A 13,409-nucleotide genomic window follows, 5' to 3' on the forward strand; every position below is an offset into this window, starting at 1 on the left:
ATGTAACTACATCAAATTTGATACAAGCATACCATGTGTAGCTCCAATATGTCAAAAAAAGCTCTCTTCTGGTGAGAGCTTATCGGACAAAGGAGATATTAATCACTTTTTCGTTGGTATAAATGTCGGTAACAATCGGTTTGCCGTTGACGGTGACCTCTACCTGATTTGGTTGCGACAATGTAAGCCAAATCCCTGTGGTAAAGGATTTGGTAAACTCCTTTGAAGGGGTCACCTCATCCTTTACCAAAGGATCTGCCACCTCTTGATCGCGAATTTCAAAACCGCTCGATCCGCCATTGCGCGAAACGATTTTCAGTTCCAGCTTTTCCGCATTGTATAATTCATAGCGGTCGGCATCTTTTTGCGAAGAGAACAACATGGTGAGAATCGGCTTTCCGGCCGGTTTGGAAGTGCCCTCTTTAGTTTCCTGCTGGGCAACGGAAGGATTTTGGCCCGGTTGACCGGAAGCGGTTGTCATCCTGTAATACATGAAATAACCGGTAGCGATAATTAACAGTACGGCACCTGCAACCAGCATCCAGGTATACAATCTGCCAAAGGTAAATCCGGATTTTTTCTGATCATTTTCTTCCGTCGATTCAGATTGGTGAGGCCCTGACCGGGTTAAGTGGCGCCGGCTTGGCAAAGATGAATAACGTCCCTCTTTGCCCGAGAGCTCCCCCGCATCAAAACCGATTCCCAATTCCTCCGGATCCGGAACATCCGGAGGCATAATCGGTTTGCGAAAAGTCTCTTCTCCCTGTACATTTGCCGAACGGTATGAAACACGTCGCGATTCAGGAAGAGACCCTTCCGGGTAGCCCGCCTGATCCCTCGATGTACGAATAGACCGCTTGGTCAGCGAGGTTGAATAGGCTCCCGAATCAACTTGCGGTTGATGAAGGTCAGCCTCTTCTCTTCCCTGTGCAGAGCGGTAACGGGTACGCGACCACCCTCGATGCGTCTCAGTATGCTGCCCGTACGAGTCATCCGGTCCGGGAGACATCCGCTCTGTCGGCGACGGCAACGAGAGCTCACGGCGCCCCCCTCGGTCAACCGATCGAAAAGAGCTTGTCTGCTCAAGAGATGATGAAGGACGAGCAGGCGGACGGTAATATTTTAAAATGTTTTGCGGGTTTTCTCCTACCGCGTTCGCATACGACCGCAGGTAGGAACGGACGTAAACGGGACTTGGCAACAGTTCGAATTGACCATTCTCCAAAGCCATCAAATATTTCCGATGAATACGGGTACGCGCTTCAAGTTCTTCCAGCGAAATTCCCTTCGATTCACGGGCATGTTTTAAGCGCTTGCCAATATCGACTGACAAAAAAACCCCTCCTACAACTCACCATACAGCTGTCATTTCTTAAGTTGAACACGGTAGCTTTTTTCGGTATCCTGCGCCTCCGTGCTAATTTGCTGACCATTGACCGATATATCCACATTGGAAGGCACAGACAGACGGAACCAAATGTGATCCTTGCCAGCCGTATCCAATTTCAATACTTGTCCGGTCCGCAAAGTCAGCTCTTTAAAGGGGTCATTCGGAGTGGGAGCATAAAAAAGCCTGGACTCCCCTTCCTTTACTTTCAACACTACTTCCAGTTTATCAACATTGCTGATCGTGTACAATTGACCATCATATTCTCTTTCGGGGGTTTCCCCTTGTTCCAAAATCGGAGTTTTTTGACCGTCGGCATTTACGGATGTATCGATCTCGGAAATTTGCTGCGGTTCGCTTTCCGAAGTCTGGTTGGTTTCGTTTCCAAAAGCGAAATAATAAACTCCGCCGGCAAGGATCAACGCGCCGACAGCGGCAGCAATGGCAGGGAATTTTTTGCCCTTTCTGCCCAGCCTCTTTGCTTCTTCATTGGCCAGACCCTGTTTGGCTTCCAACGCGACGCGGCGCGGGGATAATGTCTGAGCGCTAAGGTCCGGCTTCGGCAAGTTGGGAAACGGATTGGATACCGGTACGTGTTTTTGCGTATGCGCAGCAACCGGAGTTTGCCGTCCGGTCGATTCCAGCTCAGATGCAGACACTCGCCGCCCGCGGACAGCATTTCGGCTCTGCGCGGGCAAATAATGTTGACCGGTTTGTTCTGTCCGTTCAGGAAGCATCAACCGCTGTCCGGCAGTATCATACCGGCGACCGGCTGTGAAAGCAGACCTGTGCTCGCTCATCGGGGCTGCGGTCCGGGTGAGTTTTTCGTAAAGGTCCAGCAAGGGTTGAACTTCCAATCCCAGACATTTCGCATACGTTCTCAGAAAAGCCCGGGCATAGAAAGGGCTCGGAAGCCTGTCGAATTGATCATTTTCCAATGCGTACAAATATTCAGTATGAATATTTGTGATTCGATTCATTTCCTCAAGACTGTACCCCAATTGTTCTCTGGCTTGTCTTAAATAAATGCCCACACCCGCCATGCAACTACCTCCTCAAAAACATAAGTAACCATTAAAAGCTTTCAAATCCGGGTTCCAACACGTCATATGTAATGACTTCATCCGGATGATTTCTGAGTTCGATGATGTAATGGAAGTCATCCAGGGTAAACTCCGTTTCGCGCACAAATACATCAGGATGTTCAATCACTTTGGTAGCATCCATCCGCATGATCTCCCTCACCAACAGATCGTGCCGCTCCGTTGATCGCATGGTGGACACGATCCCGTCGATGATATAAACGTTCTGGCTGGACATTTCGTCATGAGCCAACTGGCTTCGCACCGTTTGCCTGAGCAGGGTGGATGAGACGAACGTCCATCGCTTGTTTGCGCAGACACTGGATGCGACAATCGATTCCGTCTTGCCAACCCGCGGCATGCCCCTTACACCGATCAGCTGATGTCCGTCTTTTTTGAACAATTCCGCCATAAAATCGACCAACAAACCAAGTTCGTCACGGGTGAAGCGGTACGTACGTTTATCTTCTAGACAACGGTCCAAATACCTTCCATGTCGGACTGCCATGCGATCCACAAGTTTGGGAGCGCGCAAAGCCGTGATCGTAATATTATCGACCCGCGACAAAATATGTTTGAGGGCCTCAATCTTTTCTTCATCTTCCGTCCGCAGAAGCATGCCCCGTCTGTTATTTTCCACACCATTTATTGTTAAAATATTAATGGAAAGCATCCCCAATAATGAAGCAATATCTCCTAATAATCCAGGGCGGTTTTTATGAATCTGATATTCTAAATACCATTCCTGGCTATCCATGGAAACACACCCTTTTCAATCCATCCGGCTGCATGAGTCGACACTCATCTTTAATATGTTTTTAAGTATAGCATATGATGAAAGACTTGGGAAACCACTTTTAACAAAGAAATCCTTATGTAAAAGAAATTCATGCCTCAACGAAATAAAACGCCCGACTTTTTTGGGGCGTTTTATTTCTAGCAGATGTTTAGGCTCATTTTTTTCCGTCACTGACCATTTTTACCATTAAACTAGCAAGCATCCGTTGTTCTTCTTCACTTGCTGCATCCCATAAATCTTTTAACAGGCGCTCTTGGGCATTTTGCGGATCAATATCATTGGCTAAGTAGTCTCCAAGCTGATAGGCCAAATCGGTGATGTTTTCGTTATTCATCCCCATGCCTTGCGCTTGGCTGACACGAGCGGATAAAAATTCTTTCCACTCCTGGAAATTATCGAGTACGGACATCGATTTCCCTCCTTTAACTGTCAATCAAAACATCTAAGAGTAATATGAGTCGAATCCCCCCAGATTATGCGTCCGTTTTTCCAGCCGCATTCATGTATACCAACCGCCATTTACGCGCAACACCTGACCGGTAACATAGGAAGACTCCGGCAAACAAAGATAACGGACGATGGAAGCGACATCTTTCGGATCACCCAGGCGTCCCGCGGGTATTTCCTCTGCCAGTGCCTGTTGTTCACTTGTATTCAATTGATCTTTTAACATCGGAGTCAGAATGGCTCCCGGGGCAACGGCGTTCACCGTGATCCCGGATGGGGCCAATTCTTTCGCCAATGCTTTGACCATGCTGATTTGTGCCCCTTTGGCCGCAGAATAGATCACCTCACCCGCTCCTCCGGTTTCCCCCCAAATCGAGGAGAGCAAAATAATTCGTCCGTCTTTTTTCCGGATCATGGAAGGCAAAACGGACTGTATGAGGTAATATGCCCCGCGGACATGAACATTCATCACCTCGTCAAACACCTCGTCGGTCACATCTTGGAACAGAGAAAAATGCGAGTTCCCGGATGCATGAATCAGGAGCGTGGGAAGTCCCAGGCGGTATCGGATTTGTTCGAAAGCCGCCGATACGGACTCTCTGGATGTAACATCCACATATACCGCTTCAGCCTTTACATGAAAAGCACGGCATTTTTCCGCCACTTGGAGAGCGGCTTCCTTCTTCTTCAAATAACCGACGGCTACATCAGCACCCGCCTCGGCCAGGCTTAAGGCAATAGCGGAACCGATCCCCCCGCTCGCTCCTGTGATCCATGCGACCTGTCCTGATAAAGAATACATCGGCATCCCCTCCATAAAAAAGCGTGTCCTGTATTGCCAGGACACACTTTCCATGTTCACTGTTTATTTACTCTTAAATCGGGCGGACAAGAGAAGCGGCAAACCGATCCCAGTTAAAATGCTCTTTCATCCGCCTGTTGACATCTTCCGGCTTGAGTTCTTCCAACAAGGGAATGATTCGGAACAGATCTGTTTCGTTGAATCGGTAACCGGTAAATTGATTGGCGATCCACTCCGGTGAGTTCAGGTATCGGAGATTGGAGCCGATTTTTTTCTTGCGGATTCTTTCGAACTCTGCTGTGGAAATGCCCCGCTCCATCAGCGGAGGAATTTCCGTTTGAAAGCGTTCCAGCAAGCGGTCCGGGTCCGGAGTATCCCCGCCGATCATGGAAAAACCGTACCCTTTTTCCAGCGTGTAATCGAAACCAAAATGATCATCGATCAAACCGTCATCGTAAAGGGACTGATACAGTTCAGAACTCGGGCCGATCAGTGCTTCGAGGACAATTTCCGTGGCCAGCTCCTGCTTTAATAGCGACTCACCCGTATGGCCAACAGCCGACTTCCCTTCTTTAAAACCGAATAAACATTTGGAAATACCCACGCTCAGCCTAGTTTCTTTTCGCTTCTCAGCCACTTCATCCGGCTCCTCTTCAAAGAAGCGTTGAATTTCAGGCTGCTCGCGGAAATTTTTAGCCGCTTGGTTTTCCTTGACCAGATTCATCATCGCTTCAGGATCGACGGGTCCAACGATAAAGAACAGCATGTTGCTGGGATGGTAGAACGTTTCATAGCAGGTGTACAAAGTTTCTTTTGTGATCTTGGCAATGGATTCGACCGTCCCCGCGATATCGATTTTCACGGGATGCTTCTGATACATCGCTTCAATCAGGCCGAAATAAGACCGCCAGTCGGGATTATCATCATACATGCGAATTTCCTGCCCGATGATTCCTTTTTCTTTTTCCACGTTCTGGTCAGTAAAATAGGGGCTTTGCACAAAATTGAGCAGGGTGGTTACATTTTTCTCCACATTTTCGGTACAGGAAAACAGATAAGCCGTACGCGTAAAAGTGGTAAAAGCATTCGCCGATGCCCCTTGGCGGGCAAACTCCTGAAAAACGTCTTCCCCTGTTTCTTGTTCAAACATCTTGTGTTCCAAAAAATGGGCAATCCCATCCGGAACGGTTATTTTTTCTTTTCCGGGAACCTGGAAACAGTTGTCGATGGAACCGTATTTGGTAGTGAACGTCGCATAAGTTTTGCTGAAGTCCGGTTTGGGAAGGATATACACTTCCAAGCCGTTGGGTAATTGCTCAAAGTACAGGCTTTCTTGAAGCTGCTGATGCTCAATTTTTTGCATCGGTGCTCCCCCCTTGATCCCGTAAAAAATAGATGGTGTCCAATTGGACCTTTTCCGCTACCCGCCGGATCTCTTCTTTGCCGGTTTGGTTGATCTCTTCAAGCAGTTGATCGAGAGTGCGCTCTCTTCCGCTTAACACGGAGTGGTAGTGGAAGTTGATCAGATCGAACGAACGGTCTTGCTGTTCTCGCAATTGGTTGGAGAGGGTGGCTTTGGTTTGTTCCAATTCTTTATCACTAATCTCTCCTTGTTTCATCGCTTCCAATTGCTGTTTAATAATTTCCACGGCCCGATCATAATTCCCGATCTCAATTCCGGATTGTATCGTCAAAATCCCCTTGTGGCTTTCAATCCGGGAGGAAGCGTAATAAGCGAGGCTCGCCTTTTCACGGACATTGATGAACAACTTTGAATGAGGGAACCCTCCTAAAACCCCGTTATACATCAAGAGAGCCGGATAATCGGGGTCCTGTATGGTAATCTGGGTGCGACAGCCCATATTTAATTTCCCTTGTTTTACATCTAAACGGTCTACGACCTCTTTCACTTCTTTTCCCGCCCGGGTGACTGGTGATCCCGGGATGCTCTTCCGCTTTCCTTCCGTATGGATCTGCAGGTTTTTCGTTAACAACTTGACTACTTCATCCGGAGAGACATTGCCCACACAATAAAAGTCGATAGGGCAGGAATCCATCACTTCACGATAATATGTATACAAATTTTGGGCATTGATGGCTGGCAAATCGTCTACCCTGCCGTGATTAAACAAGGCAAATGGTTCATTTTCACACATGGCTTCAATCATTCGCTGGGCGGCGTAACGGATTTTGTCATCCTGTAAACTTTCAATTTTTTGTTTAAGATTTTTCTTTTCTGCCTGCACAAACGAATCCTTAAATCCGCCGTTCTCACTGAGCGGTCGGGTTAATATTTCGCTAAAAAATGCCAATCCTTCACTTAACAAGGATTTTCTTTCTTTTAAATATTGTTCATTGGCAATTTCCATCCCCAATTGGATGATATGGCGCTCCCCTCTTTTGAACACATCGCCAAACAGAGTGGCTCCATACATTTCGTCCAATCTTCGTTTCAGATCCAACGTTGAGGGATAAGTTACCGTCCCCCTTTGCAAAACGCTCGGCAACAGTGCGGTTTTCGTTACCGTGCCCGGCGCCAGTTCCTGTTGAATCAAAACAGCCAGCGTGGTTGTTTTAAATTTTGTGGTGGGACAAATGTGAACACGTATATTCCCAATCGATCGGGTTTCAAATCGAGCATGCGTCACGTTTGACACTCTCCTTTAATATGTGCCAATATATTTACCATTATAGACCAATTCAAAGCCGTTGGAAACGCGGGTTCCTATATACTTATTATGACCAAACAGCCGAAAAAACCTCTGCAAACCAGGTGCAGAGGTTTTTCAAAATAAGCATATTCACCTCATGAACTCTGTTAGTTCTTGAGCGGTGGCTGGAACACGGATCTCTCCGTTGGCAATTTTGTTTTTATATTCCTCCACTCTTTTCAACACTTCCGGTGTGACATGCTGGCGGGTGTTTTCAGAGATCCCCACACCGTTTTCTTTTAAGCCATACTTGATTTCTTTTCCCGGTTCATGTTTGCGTTCTTTGATCGCTTTTGTCACATTGAAAACGGCTACATCCACCCGCTTGATCATAGAAGTGAGCGTATGATCGGGTGCGAGCCGGGATTGATCCATGTCGACGCCGATTGCCCAATATTTCCCTTTTTGCCTCGTTTTCACTTCATCAAATAGCCCTTTACCCACTCCGCCGGAAGCGTGGTAGATGATATCTGCTCCCCCGTTATACATATTTTGCGCCAGCGAACGCCCTTTGGTAGCATCAGTAAAACTTTCCGCATAGGCTACCTGAACCGTTGCTTTTGGATTCACTGCGTAAACGCCCGCGCGATAACCGGTTTCGAACTTCTTGATCAACGGAGAACTGATCCCTCCGATAAATCCGACTTTATTCGTTTTTGTCGTCAAACCGGCAATCACCCCCGCCAGAAAGGAGCCCTCTTCTTCTTTAAAGGTAACGGCTGTAACGTTATTGGGAATCTCGCCCCCCAGGTTGCTGTCTACAATTCCAAACTGAGAATCGGGAAATTGACGGGCCACCTCGGGAATCGCTTTATCAAACTTAAACCCGACACCCCAGATGATATCGCGCTTTTCACGGGCAAACCTCGTCAGGTTTGGGATATAATCTTCATCACGCTTAGACTCCAATGCCTTAATGTCCGCATCCAATTCCCTTTTCGCCCGTTTCATTCCTTCCCAGGCGGTTTGGTTAAAGGACTCGTCATTCAATCCGCCTGTATCCGTCACCATCCCGACAGTAAATTGATTCCCTTTATTTCCTTCCGTCGGTTTGTCTCCCTGTTGTTTGGGCGGTGTACAACCGAAGGCTGAGAGCAGCATAAGGGACAGGACCAGGGCGGCCCATCGTTTTCTTTTCATCCAAAAATACCCCCTCTGATAAAACGGAAATAGGATTGTGATCATAGTATGGCCGAAAAGCATAAAAAAACCTTGACTGAAATCAGCCAAGGTTTTCTAGAAACGGGTTAACGGCTCCCTTTTTCATACGGTTTACCGATTGCCGCCGGAGCTTCTGCACGGCCGACAAATCCGGCCAGCGCCAAGATGGTTAATACATAAGGCAACATATTCAGCACTTCGCTGGGCAGATATTGGGTCAATCCATAAAGCTGTCCGGTTAGGGAAAGAGCCACGGCGAAACCGAAAAAGACAGCGGCACCGAGCACACCATACGGTCTCCATTTACCGAAAATCAGGGCAGCTAAGGCGATAAATCCTTGTCCCGCCACCGTCGACTGGTTGAATTCACTTCCGATGGAAATGGAGAGAGCAGCTCCTCCGATGGCTGCCAGAGCTCCGCTGATGATTACCGCCATGTATCGCATGAGAATTACGCTGACACCGGCGGTTTCCGCAGCCTGCGGGTGCTCTCCGACCGCGCGGAGCCTCATTCCGAACGGTGTGCGATAAAGGATAAAAGAACTGACAAGTACGAGGATCACAGCAATATAGGTGGTTGGAAAAGCATGAAACAGGGACGGGCCGATCACCGGTATTTGACTTAATCCCGGGATGGCCACCTCTTCCAGTTTATCAGGGACGACCGGTGTTTGTGCCGCACCGTCGTAAAACCGCTTCACCAGGTAAACGGACAAACCCAGTGCCAGAAAGTTAAGAGCCACACCACTTACGACTTGATCCGCTTTAAAAGTGATGGAAGCAATGGCATGAGGAAGAGCTAAAATCATTCCGGAAACCACAGCCGCTAAGAGACCCATCCACGCATTCCCGGTGACAATGGTAACCACCGCAGCCGTGAATGCCCCAATCGTCATCAATCCCTCCAACGCGATATTGACGACTCCGGATCTCTCCGAAAACAGCCCGCCCAATCCTGCCAAGATCAGCGGAGTTGAGTACAACACCGTTGTATTTAAGATATTAGTCAAGGTTTCGAGCAAGATGTCTTCCCCTCCTTCTCCTGAAGAAAAGATCGACCAGCGGACCTGAAATGTTGGCCGCTACAAACAAGATGATCGCTGCGAAGACAACCCGGATGACTTCAAACGGCACTCCTGCTTCGAATTGCATATTGCCGCCGCCATAGGTGAGTACGCCAAACAGAACGGATGACAGAATCACACCCAGCGGCGTATTGGCTCCCAAAAGCGCCACGGCGATTCCGTCAAAACCGACGCCCGTAAAGGCAGCCTGAATGGAGTGATACCCCGCGGTACCGAGCAATTCCGAAGCACCGGCAAAACCGGCAAACAAACCGCTGATCATCATGGACAATATGATGTTTCGCTTCACGCTCATCCCTGCATACTCCGAGGCGAGCGGGTTATGGCCGACCGCCCTCAGCTCGTACCCCAGTTTGGTTTTCCAAAGCAGATAAAACATAAACAAGGCCATGGCCAACGCCAAAAAGATACCCAAATGAATGCGGGAACCGCCAAAAAGCTGAGACAAAAAGTCGACGCGAAGCGAAGCGGAATCGGGAATTTTCGGAGTCGAGTCCGAACCTTCCGTCAGCCATTTGCGGATCATCACGTTGGACAAGTTAAGGGCGATAAAGTTCATCATAATCGAAATGATAACCTCATGAACCCCGCGGGTCGCCTTGAGCAGACCGGGAACCGCTGCCCATAGTGCACCGGCAAGCCCGCCGGCGATTACAGCCACCACCGCATGCAGTACAGGAGGGAGTCCCAACTTCAATCCTACGATGACAGCGGCCAATTGCCCTACAATAAACTGACCCTCGACCCCGATATTAAACAAACCGGTCCGGAAAGCAAGAGCAACAGCCAATCCCGTCAGAATCAGCGGCGTAATCGTCCGGATACTTTCCCCTAAATCATACGGCTGCAAGAGGGCACTCGCAAATAATGCCCGATAAGCCAAAACAGGATCATACCCGGCAGCCATCATCATGATGGCTCCAACCAGCATTCCCAAAACGATGGAGATCAGGGAAGTGGCGAACGTCGATGTTTTGTTTACCCGTGATAAGATTTGCTGCATTTATCCACTCACCTCCTCTTGAATCACACGTCCCGCCATCAGGAGTCCCAGTTCCTCTTCGGTCGTTTTCTGCGGATCAACCCAGCCCACGATACGGCCGCCATTGATCACAGCCACACGATCACTTAATTTCATGATTTCATCCAACTCCAGAGAGACCAGCAGCACGGCTTTTCCTTTATCCCTCTGTTCCACCAGACGACGATGAATGAACTCGATCGCTCCCACGTCCAATCCGCGGGTTGGTTGGGCTGCGATCAGCAAGTCGGGATCACGATCCACTTCCCGGGCGATAATCGCTTTTTGCTGATTTCCTCCTGACAGCGCACGAATCGGGGTGTGCTCATCCGGAGTGCGGACATCAAATTCTTCAATCAACCGTTTCGCATATTGATCCACTTCGGCAAACTGGATCGCCCAGCCTTTGGAAAACGGAGGTTGATAATACGATTGCAACACCATGTTCTCACTGACGGTAAAATCCAAAACCAAGCCTCGTTTATGCCGGTCTTCCGGAATATGCCCCACTCCGGCCTCCGTCACTTTCCGCGGTTTAAAATGAGTAATATCCCGGTTTTTCAGCTGAATCATCCCGGATTTTACCGGACGCAGACCTGTGATCGCTTCGATCAGTTCGGTCTGCCCGTTTCCGTCGACTCCTGCCAGTCCCACAATTTCCCCGGCACGAACTTCCAGATCCAATCCTTTCAGCGCCTCGATCCCCCTGTTTCCTTCGACCACCAAATTTTTCACCGTTAACACCGGCTCCCCGGGGGTGGCTTCTTTTTTGTTCACCGTGAAGGATACCTCACGACCTACCATCAAGGCGGCCAATTGTTTTTCATTCGTTTCCGAAACGTTCAGGGTTTGAATCACTTTCCCCCGCCGGATTACGGTGACCCGGTCACAAGCGGCCATGATTTCCTTCAACTTGTGCGTGATAAAAATGATCGTTTTCCCTTCTTTGACCAAATTACGCATAATCTCAATCAGTTCATCGATCTCTTGGGGTGTCAATACCGCCGTCGGCTCGTCAAAAATCAATGTGTCCGCACCACGGTAGAGTGTTTTTAAAATTTCTACGCGCTGCTGCATGCCAACGGAAATCTCTGAAATCTTTGCGGTCGGGTCAACGCGGAGCCCGTAACGATCGGACAGTTCCTGGATCTGGCGTTCCGCTTTTTTATAATCGATCATTCCGCGTTTGCTGCGCTCGTCCCCCAAGATGATATTTTCTGTGACAGTGAAGGGTTGAACCAGCATGAAATGCTGGTGAACCATTCCGATCCCCAATTTGTTGGCCATCGTCGGACCCGTAATGGTCACCGGTTTCTCTTTGATGAAAATCTCCCCTTCATCCGGCTGGTACAACCCAAACAAGATATTCATCAACGTGGATTTCCCGGCTCCGTTTTCTCCGAGCAGAGCGTGTATTTCCCCCTGTTTGACCGTCAAATGAATGTTGTCATTGGCGACAATTCCAGGGAAACGTTTGGTAATCCCTCTCATTTCAACTACATTCACAGATCTCCCCCCTTAATGGATAGTCCATGTCACTTCCGACCTACGGTTATCCGATGATGGTGATTAATTTCAAGCGATTTCCTTAATTCAGTGGTAAAATGCCAACTCAAAATTATGTTTGCCAAAAACGGGATAAACATGATTCAGATTAAACCGTGCACCCATCATCCGGCGGAAAACGGATTGCCAAAAAAAAGGCTAGCGGCAATGCTAGCCTCTTTCTCTTACTTGGTCAAAAATTGGTTAAGCTCTTCTTCGGTTTTGGGTACTTTAATCTCGCCGTTGATGATTTTTTGCTTAAACTCATCCACTTTTTTGAGAACATCGGCAGGCACGTGTTTGCTCGTGGTTTCAGCAAGTCCAACTCCGTTCTCTTTTAAGCCCAGTTCCACTTGCTTTCCGGGTTGCAACTTACCTTCTTTCAGTTCTTTCGTTATTTCGAACACAGCCACGTCTACCCGTTTGATCATGGAGCTGAGCGTGTGATCCGGAGCCAGAGCGGATTGGTCCATATCTACGCCAATCGCCCAAAATTTGCCTTTCTCACGGGTTTTTACTTCATCAAACAAGCCTTTGCCGACGCCTCCGGCCGCGTGGAAGATAACGTCAACTCCGTTATTGTACATGCTTTGTGCCAGCGACCGGCCTTTGGTGGCATCGGTAAAGCTTTCCGCATAAGCCACTTGAACGGTTGCTTTCGGGTTTGCCGCATGTACACCCGCCCGATATCCGGCTTCAAACTTCTTGATCAAAGGCGAGCTGATTCCGCCGATAAAGCCCACTTTGTTGGTTTTTGTCGTCAGCCCGGCGAGCACTCCCATCAGGAAGGAGCCTTCTTCTTCCTTAAAGGTGACTGCCGTCACGTTATCCGGAATCTTTCCGCCCAGATTGCTGTCAACAATCCCGAATTTGGCGTTTGGAAATTGGCTGGCTACTTCTGGAATCGCTTTCTCAAATTTGAATCCGACCGCCCAGGTAATATCGCGGCCATCACGGGCAAACTTGGTCAGATTGGGCACATAGTCCTCATCGCGCTTCGATTCCAGCGCTTTGATTTCTGCACCCAACTCATTTTTCGTCCGTTTAATGCCTTCCCAAGCCGTCTGGTTGAAAGACTCGTCGTTTAAGCCGCCGGTATCGGTAACCATACCCACCGTAAATCCGGAGTCTGCTTTCCCGCCGTTTTGCTGTCCGCCGCATCCGACGGCCAAAACCAATACAGCGGACAATAGCAAAGCGACCCATGATGTTTTGTTCATGGACATGTCCTCCCCCTTGATGTCTGTATTTTTTCTGCGAATGTCAGGGGATTGGTCGGTCAAAAACAGATGAATTAGACCATTTAAGAACCGAAAACAGAGTCTCGTCCCGGTTCTTAAACCTTCCCCTCCAATGTTATACCACTTGT

At 48.6% G+C, this 13,409-nt stretch carries 12 protein-coding genes; all 12 read right to left on the bottom strand.

Annotation, left to right across the window (positions count from 1 at the left end; translation table 11 throughout):
- Positions 1–79: 79 nt before the first annotated feature.
- The 12 genes from BMW55_RS13055 to BMW55_RS13110 all read right to left on the bottom strand — a co-directional run bounded on the left by BMW55_RS13055 (position 80) and on the right by BMW55_RS13110 (position 13,260).
- Positions 80–1,333, bottom strand: a complete 1,254-nt coding sequence (locus tag BMW55_RS13055; RefSeq protein WP_089969998.1) for a helix-turn-helix domain-containing protein — start codon at positions 1,331–1,333, stop codon at positions 80–82.
- Between the two features lie 32 nt (positions 1,334–1,365).
- The gene (locus tag BMW55_RS13060; RefSeq protein ID WP_089970000.1) at positions 1,366–2,430 is read right to left on the bottom strand and encodes a helix-turn-helix domain-containing protein; all 1,065 of its coding nucleotides are present in this window, start codon (positions 2,428–2,430) and stop codon (positions 1,366–1,368) included.
- Positions 2,431–2,461: 31 nt separating this feature from the next.
- Positions 2,462–3,226, bottom strand: coding sequence for a DUF3388 domain-containing protein (locus BMW55_RS13065; RefSeq protein WP_089970002.1), 765 nt, complete (start codon positions 3,224–3,226; stop codon positions 2,462–2,464).
- A gap of 196 nt (positions 3,227–3,422) precedes the next feature.
- Positions 3,423–3,677 (bottom strand): DUF3243 domain-containing protein, encoded by a 255-nt coding sequence (locus tag BMW55_RS13070; protein WP_089970004.1) that lies wholly within the window; start codon positions 3,675–3,677, stop codon positions 3,423–3,425.
- A gap of 90 nt (positions 3,678–3,767) precedes the next feature.
- Positions 3,768–4,517 carry an elongation factor P 5-aminopentanone reductase gene (gene ymfI, locus BMW55_RS13075; protein WP_244527561.1) on the bottom strand — a complete coding sequence of 250 codons (750 nt, stop codon included), beginning with the start codon at positions 4,515–4,517 and terminating at the stop codon, positions 3,768–3,770.
- A gap of 73 nt (positions 4,518–4,590) precedes the next feature.
- The gene (gene yfmH, locus BMW55_RS13080; RefSeq protein ID WP_089970006.1) at positions 4,591–5,880 is read right to left on the bottom strand and encodes an EF-P 5-aminopentanol modification-associated protein YfmH; all 1,290 of its coding nucleotides are present in this window, start codon (positions 5,878–5,880) and stop codon (positions 4,591–4,593) included.
- Positions 5,867–7,165 (bottom strand): EF-P 5-aminopentanol modification-associated protein YfmF, encoded by a 1,299-nt coding sequence (gene yfmF, locus BMW55_RS13085; RefSeq protein WP_089970009.1) that lies wholly within the window; start codon positions 7,163–7,165, stop codon positions 5,867–5,869. The genes yfmH and yfmF overlap by 14 nt, the downstream gene beginning before the upstream one ends.
- A 153-nt stretch (positions 7,166–7,318) precedes the next feature.
- The gene (locus tag BMW55_RS13090; RefSeq protein WP_089970010.1) at positions 7,319–8,368 is read right to left on the bottom strand and encodes a BMP family lipoprotein; all 1,050 of its coding nucleotides are present in this window, start codon (positions 8,366–8,368) and stop codon (positions 7,319–7,321) included.
- 107 nt (positions 8,369–8,475) lie between these two features.
- Positions 8,476–9,411, bottom strand: a complete 936-nt coding sequence (locus BMW55_RS13095) for an ABC transporter permease (protein ID WP_170839924.1) — start codon at positions 9,409–9,411, stop codon at positions 8,476–8,478.
- Complete coding sequence (locus BMW55_RS13100; RefSeq protein WP_089970014.1) at positions 9,392–10,477, bottom strand: ABC transporter permease; 1,086 nt, start codon at positions 10,475–10,477, stop codon at positions 9,392–9,394. The genes BMW55_RS13095 and BMW55_RS13100 overlap by 20 nt, the downstream gene beginning before the upstream one ends.
- Complete coding sequence (locus BMW55_RS13105) at positions 10,478–11,986, bottom strand: ABC transporter ATP-binding protein (protein WP_089970101.1); 1,509 nt, start codon at positions 11,984–11,986, stop codon at positions 10,478–10,480.
- Positions 11,987–12,225: 239 nt separating this feature from the next.
- On the bottom strand, positions 12,226–13,260 hold the full coding sequence (locus BMW55_RS13110; RefSeq protein WP_089970017.1) for a BMP family lipoprotein: 1,035 nt from the start codon (positions 13,258–13,260) through the stop codon (positions 12,226–12,228).
- Positions 13,261–13,409: the final 149 nt, after the last annotated feature.

Source organism: Lihuaxuella thermophila (assembly GCF_900110165.1).
In the GTDB taxonomy this organism is placed as follows: Bacteria; Bacillota; Bacilli; order Thermoactinomycetales; family Thermoactinomycetaceae; genus Lihuaxuella; species Lihuaxuella thermophila.